Source organism: Pseudobacillus sp. FSL P4-0506 (assembly GCF_038003025.1).
GTDB lineage: Bacteria > Bacillota > Bacilli > Bacillales > Domibacillaceae > Pseudobacillus.
The window spans coordinates 4115324-4131166 of record NZ_JBBOOI010000001.1; the positions used below are offsets into that span (position 1 = coordinate 4115324).

Sequence of the window (15843 nt, forward strand, 5' to 3'; positions counted from 1 at the left end):
TTTATTGGCCTCCTTTCTTTAAATCTTCGAGAATATCTTTCTTAGGTAGAATAAGCCGGTAATTGTTCTCTTCAAGCGCCTCATCGAATTGGCAAACTGGACGGTATGAACAGAAACCACATGGCGTATTCTCTTTATATTGATAAGGGGCAATACTCACTTCTCCACTGACGATCTCATCCCCTGATTGCTGATATAGTTGACGCACGTGCTGCCTCATGCCATCGAATGCTTTCCTATCAGCGGTTTTTGAAAATCTTTTATCGAGCTTGCCTGTTTTCGTGAAAGCAACGGGAATAATCGGAGATGCCCCTTCACCTAAATCAGCATCCATAAGCTGGAGCGCCTCATCTTCTCCAAGAATCAGCCCATTCATTTTAAATCTCTTAAATAATTCACGCTCAATTTCATCCAGAGTCAGCAGCTTCTTACTGCTAATGAAAGGATTATGCACATGAAAATACAGCACTCCTGCCGGATGGGCTTCAGTCCCAACAAGCTGTGGAGAATACGTCCAAATAATATCCAAATACGTCAGCATCTGCAGGGCAATTCCGTAGTAGACCTCCGTTAGATCCAAATCGCGTCCGCTTGACTTATAATCGATGACTCTTAAGTAAATGCCATCCTCGCCTTTGGCCTGGTCAACCCGGTCAATACGTCCGGCGAGCGCCATTTTTGTGCCATTTTTCAACGTGAATGCGAGTGGCGGCAGCTTTTCTCCAGGGCCAAATCCAAGTTCAAGACCGACAGGAGAGAATCCGCTCGCTTTTGCGTGTCCACTCAGCGCATAAGACGCCCTCCAAATAATTTGTTCCAGCTTCCGGGTTAAATAAAGGTGACGGTTAGAGCTCAATAAAATTTGGTTCTGCAATTGTGGGGCCAGCTGTTTTACCGCTTCGCCGGCTAACTTCCGGCACTGTTCTTTTGACAGCTGAGACCATTTTAACCCCCGCCTTTCCACTTCATCAGCAATCCACTTTAACGCTCCATGGAACAAATTGCCGATATCCGGTGCCTGCAGCCGGAAAATCTCCCGGTCTCTGAGCTTTAGTCCGTGCTGGGCAAAATGAGAGAATGGACAGCTATTAAACATTTCCATTCTTGTCACACTGGCCAGTATTTCTTCCCCATACAACTCTGTGCTGGTTGTCTCTTCGAGCGGCTCTGTATCATTTTTATAAAATAAGCTGGACAGCACCCGCTTCGCTTTTTCCTTCTGCCCGGCGTGATCAATGTAAAAGTTATACACATCCCACCAAAAGTCATACATTGGATAATGAAGACGTTTCAATTGCAGACGGGAAGCTAAATAAGACAGTGTAGGATCAGGATGGCAGACGTATTGCAGCTGTTCCGCTTCGCTCAGTTCAGACGGTTCATTAACAAACAGCCGTTCCTTCATTGTCGGGAATAACTCTTTTATTCTTTTAATATAAAAGGACGGCAGCAGTGTTTTCCCTTCATCATCTGCAATTGGGTAAGAAATATAAAGACGGTTAGCTGAAACAGTAAATGCACGGTAAGCTGTGAACTCTTCATCAAGCATTCTTTGCCTGCTGCTGAGCGCAAGCTTCATTCCATCTGCAAGCAGGCGCTCCCGGTCTTCATCTGCTAAAATCCCGCTTTCCATTTGTCTTGCTGGCAACACACCATCATTTACGCCGAGAATAAAAGCCGCCTCTACATCACTAAGACGGGAAAGCTCTAGATTCGCTACTGTCACTTGATCCGCAGCCGGTGGTACGATGGCAAATTCCATTGCTTCTAGCCCCGCATCGATAATGGCAGAAAACTTTTTCAACGTCATTTCTTCCTCGCCAAGTACCTCTACATATTGATCAATCATTTCCATGACTGCGTTCCAAGCCTGGTTATGTTCTCTCGCTGTAACGAGGTCGCCCCCTTCTTCTGCTTCCAAACTAAACGCTTCGAGTTTCTCAGGGATATAGAGCTCTTCCAAATACAGATAAAGCGCCTCCCCGTATTCTCTGCCTGTCTTCGCTTTCTTAAGCCTGCGGGACAAACGAGAAATGGGATCGGCAATAAGTCGTCTTACTTCATTTAACTCAGCTTCTGTTTCTCTTTCTTCATCCGTTTGCACCTTATTTATCTGTTCAAGCCCTCTGAATCGGCGATAACCCCAATTTTCCTTCTCTGCCCAGCGCTCTCCTTTGATTCCGTAAGCAAGTACGTAGTTCTCAAGACGGTCCGCCTTTTCGCGAAGCACCTGCCAATTTTCATCTTTCGGGAACAGTAAATCCGTTTTTACTACGCGGAACACAGACTCATACCGCCAATTGCTGTTGATTGTCTCCACAGTGGCACGGATCAGTTCAATGAGGGGATGGTTCATCATTGGACGCTTCTGATCAATGAAAAATGGAATCTCATAATCTCGAAACACGGTTTCCATCAGCTGCTGATAGTCTTTGCCATTACGAACAAGGACAGCCATTCGCTTGAACCTCACCCCTTCTTCACGAGCAAGCTTGCGAATTTCTCTTGCTATTCCTTCCACCTCTGCTCTTCTGCTTGCCGCCTTAATTAGACAGAGATTATCAGATGGTCTAAATGGAACAGGCGGACGACGGTCAAAGTAGGCTTCCAAGTGTTTCAAGCTCTCCTCCTTATACCGTTCTCCTTCTTTTAAAATAATATCTTTCTCCACTTTAATACCGTTTGTCACTGCCAATTCATACACACTGGCATATGTATCACCAGTCAGGCGGAATAAATGTGTATCCTCTGGCGGCGCCGATCGAAACGGAGCATCCACTGTTAACGCAATAGTTACCTTTTTTGCCTGCTTCATTAGCTGCTGCAATACGGCATATTCCTGCGGAGTAAAGCTATGAAAGCCGTCCACATATATTTCTGCCTTTTTTACATAGTCAGAGACAGTTGCAGCTTCCCCAAGCAAGCGTAAATAATCTTCCGAGTCTACATATTTGCCAATTAGCGCTTCTTCAAAATCACTGTAGATTGTCTGCAAATCATGAAGCTTATCGGTTAGCGCTTTTGCTCCTCCGCTTCTCTCAAGCTCTTCCTGCTTCTCGGCTAATTCCTCCGGTGTCACACAGTAGCGTTTAAACTCCGTGAGCATGTTCTCCACATGGCTGATAAACCCATTTTTCCCAGCTGCCCCAGCAAATATCTTTAACTCCTCTTTTTTGTCTTCAATAATTTTCCGAATGAGCATATTTAAACCTGAAGAAGAAATATGCTGCCTGCTCATTCCTCCCGTTTCCTGCAGCACGCGCCAGGCAAGCCTCGTAAAGCTGTAAACTTGAGCGCGAATGATCCCGCCAAGCTCCGGATCTGATGCTAATGTGTATTCTGATAAAAAAGTCATTTGTTCCGGCACAAGATAAATAATAGGATCACCAATCGGTTGTTCTTTCACTCTATCTTTTATTGTTTCAAGCATTCGTCTCGTTTTGCCGGTACCTGACCGGCCAATTATAAATTGGACAGACACATTCTTTCCCTCCAGTAAGTTCCAGACACTCTACCTATAGCTGCATAGCTTATCCTTTTATCTTAATACAGATCATACGTTCTGTCACCTTCATTGACTAAAAAGCAAAGAGCTCAAAAAAAGAGCTGACTGTTTAGCCGCTCTTTCTAACCTCTTTCTCTTTCTCTTTCTCTTCCTTCCTTTTGATTCAAATGCCTCTCCACTTGTTTTCCAACTGCCCACAAAACAAAAATGACAACACCTAGAATAGCCGTACGCCCTGGCTCTTTGATCAATGAGAAAAAATCGTAGCCAATAAAACTAATAGTAAAAATCATAACGGCCTTTCCTGCCATTACCGCCAACAAATACTGCCTGACGCTGATATGGGATAATCCTGCGACAATATTGACAATAGCAGAAGGGGTAAACGGAAAACATAAAAGTAAAAAAACGGGTCCAAAACCATGGCGGTCTACCCAATTCATTAATTTTCTCACTTGGCGGTGTCTATGCAAAAAAGAGAGCAGCTTACGCTGGCCATAATTCCGAATAAATAAAAAAACAAGAAAGGCACCGGTAACCGATCCTCCCCATGACAGCAAAAATCCCCACCATAATCCGAAGGCGCTAGCATTTGCCATGACAAAAACAACAAGAGGCAAAAAAGGAAAAAACGCTTCAATTAGTGGAAGAAAAAAGCCGGGAATTGGCCCAAATGATTCATATTTTTGAATAAGATCCATTATATTTTCAAGTGTAAACCACTCTTTCAGGCTGGTAACATTCATGTTTGGTGTACCCCTTACATCCGTTGACGTTCGATTTTTTTTATTTTACCACAATGAAAGGTATAACCTTAATTGAAGAGTCTTAAACAGACTTAGAGCCAGACATTTATTCTATTATCTCAATAATAGTTTTCTAAATATTTTAAAAGTTTTGGTTGATTACTTTTGGGGTATCACATATAATAAGAAAAAGGTATCTGAGGTGATGAAAATGGAAAACAACAATTATTTTGCCGAAATGATGAAGTCCCCGATGCCGCGTGAACAAGTAAAAAATGCAACAGCTGCTTACATTGACAATTTGCTTAATGACATTTTGTTTAAACAGGAAAAACACAAGCTAATGAAAGCGATCGATCAGTCCCTGGATGAAGGAAACCGTCAATTATTTATCGAATTATCAGCCCAGCTAAATGAATTAGAGGAAAAATTTAAAAATAATTAATCCTTCTCTAAGCTAATCCTCTTTAATATTAAACTCCCCTTATGTCGATAAGACACTGGATCGGAGGCTGATTCGAAGAAAAACAAATACATGGCACCTCTTTGTAAAGAGGCGCCATGTATTTGTGGGTCAGTCCCGGCTTTTTTGAGCGCTTGCACCGCTTCTCTCTTCCATTTTCTTTCCCTTTTGGTCCGGTAGCGGATAAGTTTCTATCATATAAAGTCTTTCAACCATCGCTGGATGGCTATACCTAAATATTTTCACAAGCCCTGGAGGCTCTACTTCTGACAGCCCTTCCCGGGCAAGCTTCTGAAAAGCGCTAATGGCGGCTTCTTTATCACGAGTCATTTCAATGGCATAAGCATCAGCCTGCCGCTCTTCAAATCGGGAAATTGCATTCGAAAGAGGGCTCGAGGCAAATACCATGAACGAAACCACAAGTAAAAACAAAGGCAGGGTCCTTAGCTGGGACAACTCCTTAATCTTCAGCTTCTCCCCATGTTTTCCAACCGCCCACTCCATCCATTTGGCTGCAAGCCAAAATCCAAAAAAAGCAAAAACCAGGTAGCTGCCGATCCCAATGTAAATATGTTTTTTTACGTAATGAGCCATTTCATGAGCCATCACAAATAAAACTTCTTTGTCATCCAGTTTCTTTAGCGTGGTATCCCATAAGACAATCCGGGCATTTCCCCCTATTCCGGTAACATAAGCGTTCAGGGTATTGGTTTCTTTCGACTTATTTACTTCGTATACGTGATCTGCTGGAATGGCTGCTTTATCCGCAAGGTTCAAAATTTTCGCCTCCAACTGCTTGTCTTTTAACGGGTAAAAGTCATTGTAAAGCGGATCAATTACTACCGGCTGCACATACATCATAAAGATGGTAAATGGCACAAACAGTGCCCACGCAGCCAGCCACCATTTTTTCTTGAATTTCTTCATTAAGGCGTACAGGACAAACACAAGAATGAGCATAATGGCGTAGCTAACCCAAAAGTCGATGATTTCATTTCTCATCCATTGTGGAAATGTTTGAGCCGAAATTTTGTAAACTCTTGAAAAGTGGTAACCAATATACTGGAAAGGAAATGCAAGCAAAAATGTCAGCACCGATAAATAAAACAGGTAAATAGCTGTCTGTCCAAATGAAAAACGTACAGTTTGCTTGGACCATTCTTCAAATTTCTTTGAAAGGCCGAAAATCAAGATAAAGAAATAAACAAGCCACTCATATGGGACGCTGAGAAAAAATAAAAAGTTCTTCACTGTTGAATATTCTTTTCCTAAAGCTTGTTCTGCCTTGCTCAAGAAAGCAGAAGGGTCGGCGCTTGTCCCTTTATAAATCTCCGGAAGTTGTCCAGAGGCCATTCCATATAGATAATAATAAATGGCCAACGCAAACAGACCATACCCAAGTAAAGCTAATACAGCCCACTTTTTCAATGCCCGCCTCACTCCTTTCTGTATCCTCTATTATATTTAATATACAAGCTGTCCAGTTAGAACAGAAAAACAGAATTGTTCACCCAAGCTGTTTATTAACTGGGGGCAAATGAGAGATTATTCTAGCACTTTGTCCACAAGCATGTAATCTTATTCATTCTTTCACCCAATCAGCCCATTCATCTTTTTTCGCCATCCGTGCTTTAATATAACAAAAACTGCCTAAAAGCGACTGACGCATGCTCTTTCAGGCAGTCCTGATCTTCCAATGGTTCAATTTTGCAGCACTTGCTTTTTCAACGCTCTTCTTAATATTTTTCCTGTCGTATTTTTAGGAAGCTCTTCCAAAAATTCGATTTGCTGCGGCAGCTTGTAATCGGCCAAACGACGGCGACAGTAATCCATTAAATTTTCTTTGTTCAGCTCCTTGTTTTTTGGAACCACAAAGGCAAGTACTGCTTCCCCATAATTCGGATCTGGCACACCAAGCACCGCTGCTTCAACCACATCAGGATGATTATATAACACTTCTTCTACTTCACGCGGGTACACATTATAACCGCCTACAATAATTAAATCCTTTTTACGGTCAACAATATAAAAATAGCCTTCCTCATCTCGTCTGGCCAAATCTCCTGTATATAGCCAGCCATCTTTAATCGCAGCAGATGTATCTTCAGGCTGCTTGTAATAACCTTTCATTACATTTGGTCCTCGAACGACTAATTCGCCTACTTCGCCAGCTGGCAATTCTTCTCCCATTTCATTTACTATTTTATTCTCCACATTCATGATTGAACAGCCAATAGAGCCGGCTTTTCTCGGCCGATCCAGCGGATTAAATGTTGTTACAGGACTTGCCTCTGACAGGCCGTATCCCTCAGATATTTTCACATTGAACTTTTTCTCGAAATTTTCAAGTAAGGCAACCGGCATGGAAGAACCGCCTGAAATACATAAACGCAAGGAAGCAAAGTCCTCTGAATGTCCCTCACCCGATTGATAGAGGAAGTTATACATCGTCGGAACACCGGCAAAAACTGTTGCCTGATGTTGCTTTGCCTGTGCGAATATTTCTTTGGGGCTGAATTTTGGAAAGATGATCATGGTGGCTCCACTAATCAGTGGTGCATTCAGACAAACGCTTAAACAAAAAACATGAAACATTGGCAAGACAGTAATGATTCTGTCTTTTTCACTGAATTGCAAATAAGAACCAATGTCACGAGCGTTAGAATATAAATTTTTATGACTTAACATGGCACCCTTTGGCTTGCCTGTAGTACCAGATGTATAGAGAATAACCGCTGTATCATCTTCTGAAACAGCAGGTGGATGAAAGGGCTGAAGGCCTATATCCATCACTTCAGAAAACGTTTTCATTTTCTTGTAAATCGAAAATTCCTCAGGCTGTTTTTCTTTTGTCCGTTCCTCGTTCATTTCACAAACGATATAATGCTCGACAAAAGGCAAAGTTTGGTCAATCTTGTTAGCAAGCGGCACTAAAATATCCAATAAAATAACAGCTTTAGCATCAGCGTTTTGAACGATATAGCTGATTTCCTCTGGTGAATATAGAGGATTAATAGGTATGACTGTTGCCCCTGCCCGCAATGCTCCATAAAGGGAGATAATAAACTGCGGCGAGTTACCCGTAATTAATGCGAGATGATCCCCTTGCTCAATGCCTAATGCTTTCAAACCGGATGCAAATCTGTGAACTGCCATGTTTAACTCTTCATATGTAGCAGTCTGATCAAGAAAATGATACGCCACTTTTCCCCCTTGTTTGGCAGCAGCATGTTCTAATGCTGTTGAAAGATTCATTTCATCCTCTCCCTTTGAAAATATGAATGAATAGTCATTCATATTTGAATTTTCAATATTTATTATAATTCAATTTTTTCCAGCCTGCAAGAAAAGAGAAAACTGCCCTTTTTAATTGGCAGTTTTCGGAAACATCAATATAGTAAATCTACAATTTCTTCTTTTGTTACTTTTCCAAAATAGCGCGGTACATCAATCGAATCTAACGCCTCTTTAATCGCATTTTTGTCATATCTAATCCCTTGAAGTCCATTCTCGATCTCTTCTATATCGCCCACTCCAAAAAAGTCGCCGAATATTTTGCAGTTTTTGATAAGACCATTTTTCACATCGAGCCGAATATCAATTAAACCCACTGGGAAGCGGTGAGAACGCTGAATGTTAAACGCTGGGGATTTTCCGTAATTCCAATCCCAATTTTTATAACGTTCCTGCGAGATTCCTTCAATGATTCGCCAGTCTTTTTCATCGAGACGATATTCAGGAATATGACTCTCTCCCTCAAAAATATTTTTTAATAAAAATTGCCGGAACTCTTCAATTGTTATCTTTTCTTCCAATAAATCAGCGATATTTGTCACTCTGCTGCGAATTGACTTAATTCCTTTTGATTCGATCTTATCTTTTCTCACTTTTAATGCTGCCACTACTTCATCCATGTTCGTTTGAAACATTAAGGTTCCATGGCTGAACATTCTTCCTTTTGTAGAAAACTGTGCATTGCCGGATATTTTTAATCCGTTGGCAAGAATATCATTTCTTCCGCTCATTTCTGCCTGAATGCCTAACTTATGAAGCGCAGTAACGACAGGCTCAGTGAACTTTTTGAAATTATGGAAACTGTCTCCATCGTCTTTGGTAATGAAACTGAAGTTCAAATTGCCCAAGTCATGATAAACGGCGCCTCCACCTGATAAACGGCGGACAACATGAATATTTTTTTCTTCTACATAATCAATATTAATTTCCTCAATTGTATTTTGGTTTTTCCCAATAATAATGGACGGTTCATTAATGTAAAAAAGCAAGTAGGATTCGTTGATATCCAAATATTTTACTGCATACTCCTCAATCGCTAGGTTCACCCGCGGGTCGTTAATTCCTTTATTATCAATAAACAGCATGATACTTCCTCCATTATAATCCTATTTCTAAATCTTCTTCAGCTAAGAGCACTGTACCATAAAACTCTTCCTCCGCCTCTTTTTTTAGCTCGGTGATATCCCCAAAATGCGGAAGATGAGTTAGTACAAGCGTATTTACCTCTGCCAGACGGGCAAGCCTGCCAGCATCTGTGCTTGTCATATGGCCAGCTGCTTGTCCGTCCATACCGCTGTAAAAGTTGCTTTCACAAAGAAGCAGGCTGCTTCCTTTCACAAACGGAACAAATGCTTCCTGATAAGCAGAATCAGCCGTATAAACGACAGACTGGCGATGATTAGAAATTTTCATTGCATAACAAGGTACAGGATGAACTGTACGCAAAAACTCCACTGTAAACGGTCCAATAACGAGCTTCTCCTCTGGGCGATAAGCTTTTCCCACCGTTAGATCTTTATATGTAAGAGCAGCAAAACCCGTTTCATCTTCTTGATGCCCGTAAATCGGCAATGGTGAAACTTCCTTTCCCATATGCTTGCCGATTAATAAAGCATGCTGCAAAACTCCAATATCCGCCACATGGTCAGCGTGATAATGGGACAGTAAAACAGCGTCCAATTGTTCAGGGCGAATGTGGTTTTGAAGATGCGAAAGCACCCCGCTTCCACAATCAACCAGCATCTTAAAACCACCTTCTTCAAACAAGTAACCTGAGCTTGCTTCATTTACTTTCGGATAACCGCCCCAGCAGCCAATAACAGTAACGTTCATGAAAAGGGCTCCTTTCCATTTCTTTAATTTTTATCTTCATACGTATTGTATTCCCCAAACCACTTTCCTTCAACTTCATGAATTGTTTGATTTATTTTAAAATTTGTTAAAAACATATTGACGTATAAAAACTGTTATAATACAATTAATAAAAATAAGGAATCAGTTATATAACAAAAAGGAGGAAACAGCAAATGGTTAAAAACATCGTTGACTTTTTCAAAAACTTACCCGCTAAACAATGTGCAAAATGTGGCTCTTATATTGACGAGCAGCATGAATGCTACAGCCATGTATGCGATGAATGCACGGATATTCAAGACCTTTAATTTAATTGCCGCTACTTCATCTTCCAATTTCATTTGATATAAAAAAGCACCCGCTTCGCCTTGAGCGGGTGCTTCTTTTTTATCCTGTTATTCTTCCACTATCTGCGTATTATATTGCTTTTTGAACAACCGCTTAAAGAAAAGACATGTAATGAGTAGACAAACGGCTGCAATTGAAAGGAGGACTCCTTCGTTTGCCCACATAAAATGGAAGTCACCGCTTGAAATCACTGTCTTAAACGCGCGAACAGAGTAAGCCATTGGCAAAATAGAGTTAAATGGCTGTAATGCTGTCGGAATTAATTCCAGAGGGAACGTACCAGCACTTGCTGTTAATTGTAAAATCAAAATTAAAACAGCTATGAAACGTCCTGGATTTCCCCACATGGTTGTTAGCATTTGGATAATAGCCATAAAGGTTAGACTAGTAATAATTGTAGTTAAAATAAACAAAGGAACACTCTGTACCTCCATTTTTAATCCTAACAATAGGACTGCTGAAACAAGAAGTGACTGTGCAAGCCCAGCGGTGAACATGATTCCCGTCTTACCAATGAACCAGCGAAAACCGCTTGAAGGCTGCTCCGCCGGTTCTCTAAGCGGGAAGACAATGGTTAACATCAATGCTCCAACAAACAGACCGAGAGACAAAAAGTAAGGAGCAATACCAGTTCCGTAGTTTGGTACGTGATGTTTCACTTCTTTATCTACTTTAACCGGCTCTGCCATCATATCATACGTTTCTTTTTTTGCTTTTACTTCATTTGCTTTGTCTGCTGCTTCCCCAAGCTTTTCATGCAGCTCTTCTGTTCCTTCTTTCAGCTTAGTCGAACCGCTTTCCAGTTCTGTTGAACCTTTTGCAAGCTTGCCGGCTCCTTCTGATAGTTTCTCAGAACCGCTGTTCAACTCTCCCAAGCCGCTGTTTAATGTTTCAGCTCCAGTTGCCAATTGGGCCGATCCATTTTTGGCTTCTGAAAGCTTTTCACCTACTTTGTTCATTCCTTCACTCAGGTTCTTTTCTCCATTTTGCAATTTTCCTGTTCCAGAAGCTAATTGGTTAGATCCTTCTGCTAATCCATGAACGCCTGCTTGCAGCTGTTGCTGACCGTTCTGTACTTTGCCAAGTCCTTCGTTTAATGACTTCATGTTAGGTGCAAGCTGTCCACTAACCGCTTTATTGATCTCTTTAGATCCAGCAGCAAGCTGCTTGCTGCCTTTTTGCAACTTGCCTACATTGCTTCTGATTTGCTCAGCCATTTGCGATTGCTGCTGTTCAACTTTCTGTTTAATCATGGCAATCTCCATCGGAGAAAACCTTTGTTGCAGCAATGGCATATATTGTTGTAATTGTTGATTAATCGTCTCGTTCATTCCAGCAATCAATTGTTCTTCGAATTGTCCAAGCCCGGTATTTAGCTGTTCAGCTCCAGTTGCCAATTCCTTTGTTCCCTTTGCCAATTCAGGCAGTTTATTTTGGAATTGCTGTACGCCCTCTTTCATTTCTGTTGTGCCCGAATTTAATTCCGACATTTTTCCATCTGCTGTATGAAGACCAGTTTGTAAATTAGCAAGGCCTGCTGCCAATTCGTTCGTGCCCTTCTGCAATTCTTGACTGCCTGCTGTAAGTTTATTTTGGCCTTCTTCAAGCTGAGCTAAACCAGAGTTTAACTTTGAAGCGCCGTTAGCAAGGTCTTTTGAACCGTTCCCTGCTTTTGAAAGCCCCTCTGAGAACTGGACAGAGCGATCAGCAAGAGTAGCTAGATTTTCTTTTAATTGGGCTGCTCCTTCAGATAGCTTGCCTGCGCCCTCATCAACTTCTCCAGCCCCCTTGTTGGCAGTTGCAAAACCTTCACCCATTGATTTGATTTTATCAAACATTGTTTCTGCATATGTTTCAGTAACACTTTTTTGGACGGACGCCTGAATTTCCTTCATTGCTGTATTTCCCATTTGGGAAGAAACAAAGTTGTAGCTTTCATTCGGCACATACTTTAATTCTAGTTTTTTTGGAGTATCATCAAGCAGCGTCGTAGCATTTTGTGAAAAGTCTTTAGGAACTTCAATTAACATGTAATATTCTTGGTTATCCATCCCTTTTTTTGCTTCTTTTTCGCTCACAGTATGAAAGTCAAAATCATCGCTTTTCTCAAGTTCTCTCGTTAATTCCTTGCCAATCGCCAACTTTTCTCCATCGTAATCAGCACCGGTATCTTTGTTGACAATAGCAACCGGCAGTTTATCTAGCTGAGAGTAAGGATCCCAAAAAGCCCACAAGAGCATACCGGCATATAAGAGCGGGATAAGTAAAATAGCGATCATAGAAATGAACAACATTCGATTTCCAGCAATATTTTTTAATTCTGCTATAAACATAGATCGTTTCATAATTGCCTCCGCATTTAAAAATATGACCATTTTAGTCATTTGGTCAAAAAAGTGTAAAAGAGAAGGATTTTCCTCAGGTGGATAATCCTTCAAATAAATAAAGCTCAAACAATCGAGAAATTTCCTCTTCACTCAAAGGCTCTTTTCTTTGCTCCCAATCAAAGATTAGGGAAATATAAAGCTTAAGCATAACAAAGGCCGTTAATTCAGGATTGCATCGTTTAATTTTACCGGTTTCGATCGCCAACTGAATCTTTTCCCCAATGAATGAAAGGATGGCTTCCTCCATCATTGCCATGACCTCAAGGACGGCTGGTGTTCCCATTTCTTTTCCTTCTTGAAATAGCTTGATGGTCAGCTGGTGCTTCTTTCTAAATTGTAAAATTTCAAAAAGAGCTCTGTGCACATTTTCATGGAATGTCTGGGAAGGATCAATTGCTTTTTCAGCCACCTCTCTCATTTCAGTAATGAGCGTCTGGATAATTTCATCAAACAATTCTTCTTTATTTTTAAAAAACGTATAAATCGTTCCCTTTCCGACATTTGCCAATTTAGCTACTTGATCCATTGTTGTCGCTTTATAACCAAATAATGAAAAGGATTTAGTAGCCGCGTCAATAATATGCTTTTTACGGTCAACAGCCATCCCTCTGCCCCCTTTTTTGACCAAATGAACAATTTAGTCATTCGATATAAGTATCATACTCTAAACAGTTGAAGATAGCAAGATCTTTAAATATGGATAATAAAAAATTCTGCACGTTACCGTACAGAATGTAAGAATAGAGGTCATTGGTTGAAATAACTGCTCCATAACCTATAAGGATTCGGCAATAGTAAATGCTATTGCTTTTTATTTTTTCGTTCTTCAAAACGTTTGTTTCTTTCTCCTCCATCCGCTAGCTCCTCTGAAAATTCTACAGGCTGTTGTTTATTTTTCCTGAATGCCTTCTTTATTTCAGAAGAATCCATGTTATTGTTCGGAGCCGCTTGTTCATTCCATTCTCCCATCGTATGTCCCTCCTTTAGATGATGAAAAAGCCTTTAGCATGGCTTCTGCTATTAGCTGTTCTTATTCCGGTGACCGATATTCCGCTTGATAAGAATTGTTTCCAGCATGAACAGAAAGCAGCGTGTCAGCATAGCCGACAAGACGATTAACGATTTCATCAGAAAGTGCATAAACAAGCGGATAAAGCTTCGACTCTCCTATCTTCAAATCCATAAAAATAATCGTCGTATGAATGAATATCTCGCGATTCCCATAAAGATTGTAATGGATAATCACTTTTCCTGCTGCGCTGCCCTCTTGCTCTGCTCTAAATCCGGGAAGAAAAAAATACCATTCTTCTGCTGTAGCTGATCGAAAGTTTTTTGTAAACTTCAGTCCCGCCAACTCTTTATCAATACGTTCTCTTAAAGAACGGTCTATCGCTTCTACCACTTTGTTATTCGCCTTTTCATTCATACTTATTGTTAGATGAATCCTGTTCTTGCTCTTCATTAGCTTTGAAAAAGGAATGATGATTCTCCAGAGCACCTTCTTCTGATTCCCTTGGAACAGGTTCAAGTCCATATCCGGTTGAACTAATTTCTAACACTTCGTCATTCGCCTCTCTCTTTACATATAGGCTTGCCATGTCACGGCGGATACCTAAATTGTCTTTTTCCATACAGGAACCTCCCTTGCTGTGTGTTACTCCTATTGTTCCCTATGTCAGCAAGTCATACAGAAAAGTTAGTTGAGCGATAATAAAAAAAGACTGTCTCCAGAAGCAGCCAAGCGGGCTTGCCTGCTGTTTTAAAAACAGCAGGCAAGCCTCCCCCCATGTCTCTGGAACAGTCCTTGTTAGTCTTTATTTTGTATAAATGAAGCTGCTTTTTGCGCAGCCTCTTCTCCTTGCTTGATGCAGTCAGGAATGCCAATCCCTCTGAAAGAGCTGCCAGCAATAAAAAAGCCCGGCAGTTGTTCGCGTATTCGTTCTTCAATCGCCTCTATCCGTTCATTATGGCCAATGGTATATTGCGGAATAGCATTTTTCCAACGGCTGACAACCGTAAACTCCGGCTCTGTCGATAAAGCGATAACCTTCTTTAAATCTGCCATTACAATTTGTTCAATTTCAGCATCTGACAAATCAACAATTGCTTCATCGCCCGCTCGGCCTACATAACAGCACAGCAATGCCTTTCCCGGAGGTGCTGCATGCGGCCACTTTTTGTGTATCCAGGTACACGCTGTAATAGTCACATCACTGTTTCGCGAGACGACAAATCCAGATCCGGTGATAGACTGCGAGATGGCCGCTTCCGGAAAAGCCATCGTTATCGTTGCAACAGACATGGCCGGCATCTCTTTTAATACATCGAAAAAACGATGTTGTGGCATCATGGCAGGGAGGGTAAAATGCGGGCTAGTAACAATCACTCCATCAGCCAATACTCGTTCACCGTCATTTAATGCAAGAAAAAACTTACCGTCTTCCTGTCTTTCGATCTGCCTGACACGCAAGCCTTTAAGAACTGAACCGCCCTCGAGTCTCCCTTCGATTGCTTCTGCCAGCTCCTCTAACCCATCTTTTAAAGTTAAAAGGCCGTCTGATTCATTGGTCAGCGCAGAGGCGATCTCCTTTAATCCAAGTATTAAGCTGCGATGTTTTTCCCCGGTTTCATTTAGCTGCGGCAGCGTGGCCCTCAGGCTAAGTTTATCAATATCCCCGGCATAAATTCCTGCTAAAAGCGGTTCAATGAGATTCTCTACTATTTCATCACCAAGACGGTGCCGAAAAAAGCCACCAAGCGAGGTATCATTCTTTAAGTGATTGTTAGGCAGAAAAAAATCTGCGCTGGCTCTAATTTTTCCTGTAATAGAAAAAAGGTTGGTTGTAATAAAAGGAAGTATCTTAGTCGGCACTCCAATCACGGAACCAGAAGGTATGGGATGAAGCTTATCATTTACTAACACATATCGCTGGCCCGCTCCACTATGCACCAACTGATCGCCAAGTCCGACGTCCTTTACCAGCCGTACCACACTTTCTTTTCTTGCCAGGAAAGAATCAGGCCCTTTTTCAATAACAAAGCCGTTCTTTTTAATTGTTCGAATTTTTCCGCCCAGGCGAGGCGTTGCTTCAATTAACGTGACAGCTAATGGAAGCTGGCTGGTTTTTGCTGCTTTTTGCAAATAATAGGCTGCTGCTAGTCCCGTTATTCCGCCGCCTACAACAACAACCCTCTTTTTTTCACCCAGCACAGTTTCATCGCCCTCTTTTTATTATTTTGTGTTTT

General features: G+C 41.4%; 14 protein-coding genes. 2 read left to right on the top strand and 12 right to left on the bottom strand.

Features of this window, described 5'->3' with window-relative positions:
* Position 1: 1 nt before the first annotated feature.
* Positions 2 to 3481 carry a helicase-exonuclease AddAB subunit AddB gene (gene addB, locus MKZ02_RS20620; protein ID WP_340855976.1) on the bottom strand — a complete coding sequence of 1160 codons (3480 nt, stop codon included), beginning with the start codon at positions 3479 to 3481 and terminating at the stop codon, positions 2 to 4.
* A 146-nt stretch (positions 3482 to 3627) separates the two neighbouring features.
* Positions 3628 to 4251 carry a TVP38/TMEM64 family protein gene (locus tag MKZ02_RS20625; protein WP_340855978.1) on the bottom strand — a complete coding sequence of 208 codons (624 nt, stop codon included), beginning with the start codon at positions 4249 to 4251 and terminating at the stop codon, positions 3628 to 3630.
* Positions 4252 to 4462: 211 nt separating this feature from the next.
* On the opposite strand from MKZ02_RS20625, the gene MKZ02_RS20630 reads away from it, so the two are divergent.
* Positions 4463 to 4696, top strand: coding sequence for an IDEAL domain-containing protein (locus tag MKZ02_RS20630; RefSeq protein ID WP_340855980.1), 234 nt, complete (start codon positions 4463 to 4465; stop codon positions 4694 to 4696).
* Between the two features lie 129 nt (positions 4697 to 4825).
* Here the strand turns inward: MKZ02_RS20630 and MKZ02_RS20635 are convergent, their stop codons facing one another.
* From MKZ02_RS20635 to MKZ02_RS20650, 4 genes are all read right to left on the bottom strand, one after another.
* Positions 4826 to 6142 (bottom strand): M48 family metallopeptidase, encoded by a 1317-nt coding sequence (locus MKZ02_RS20635; RefSeq protein WP_340855983.1) that lies wholly within the window; start codon positions 6140 to 6142, stop codon positions 4826 to 4828.
* Between the two features lie 273 nt (positions 6143 to 6415).
* Positions 6416 to 7969, bottom strand: coding sequence for a fatty acid--CoA ligase family protein (locus tag MKZ02_RS20640; protein WP_340855985.1), 1554 nt, complete (start codon positions 7967 to 7969; stop codon positions 6416 to 6418).
* A 134-nt stretch (positions 7970 to 8103) separates the two neighbouring features.
* On the bottom strand, positions 8104 to 9093 hold the full coding sequence (locus MKZ02_RS20645) for a lipoate--protein ligase (RefSeq protein ID WP_120036465.1): 990 nt from the start codon (positions 9091 to 9093) through the stop codon (positions 8104 to 8106).
* A gap of 13 nt (positions 9094 to 9106) precedes the next feature.
* On the bottom strand, positions 9107 to 9841 hold the full coding sequence (locus MKZ02_RS20650) for an MBL fold metallo-hydrolase (protein ID WP_120036464.1): 735 nt from the start codon (positions 9839 to 9841) through the stop codon (positions 9107 to 9109).
* Between the two features lie 194 nt (positions 9842 to 10035).
* Between MKZ02_RS20650 and yhfH the strand changes: the two genes are divergently transcribed.
* The gene (gene yhfH / locus MKZ02_RS20655; RefSeq protein ID WP_120036463.1) at positions 10036 to 10170 is read left to right on the top strand and encodes a protein YhfH; all 135 of its coding nucleotides are present in this window, start codon (positions 10036 to 10038) and stop codon (positions 10168 to 10170) included.
* Between the two features lie 87 nt (positions 10171 to 10257).
* Here yhfH and MKZ02_RS20660 read toward each other — a convergent pair whose 3' ends face one another.
* The 6 genes from MKZ02_RS20660 to hemY form a co-directional block, all read right to left on the bottom strand.
* Complete coding sequence (locus MKZ02_RS20660) at positions 10258 to 12555, bottom strand: YhgE/Pip domain-containing protein (protein ID WP_340855989.1); 2298 nt, start codon at positions 12553 to 12555, stop codon at positions 10258 to 10260.
* A 73-nt stretch (positions 12556 to 12628) separates the two neighbouring features.
* Positions 12629 to 13201 carry a TetR/AcrR family transcriptional regulator gene (locus tag MKZ02_RS20665; RefSeq protein WP_120036460.1) on the bottom strand — a complete coding sequence of 191 codons (573 nt, stop codon included), beginning with the start codon at positions 13199 to 13201 and terminating at the stop codon, positions 12629 to 12631.
* A gap of 197 nt (positions 13202 to 13398) precedes the next feature.
* Positions 13399 to 13566 carry a hypothetical protein gene (locus MKZ02_RS20670; RefSeq protein WP_340855991.1) on the bottom strand — a complete coding sequence of 56 codons (168 nt, stop codon included), beginning with the start codon at positions 13564 to 13566 and terminating at the stop codon, positions 13399 to 13401.
* Positions 13567 to 13627: 61 nt separating this feature from the next.
* On the bottom strand, positions 13628 to 14023 hold the full coding sequence (locus tag MKZ02_RS20675) for a hypothetical protein (protein WP_120036459.1): 396 nt from the start codon (positions 14021 to 14023) through the stop codon (positions 13628 to 13630).
* Positions 14016 to 14228: a hypothetical protein gene (locus MKZ02_RS20680; protein WP_120036458.1), complete on the bottom strand. Its 213-nt coding sequence runs from the start codon at positions 14226 to 14228 to the stop codon at positions 14016 to 14018. The genes MKZ02_RS20675 and MKZ02_RS20680 overlap by 8 nt, the downstream gene beginning before the upstream one ends.
* Positions 14229 to 14404: 176 nt before the next feature.
* The gene (hemY, locus tag MKZ02_RS20685; protein WP_340855994.1) at positions 14405 to 15808 is read right to left on the bottom strand and encodes a protoporphyrinogen oxidase; all 1404 of its coding nucleotides are present in this window, start codon (positions 15806 to 15808) and stop codon (positions 14405 to 14407) included.
* Positions 15809 to 15843 lie beyond the last annotated feature (35 nt).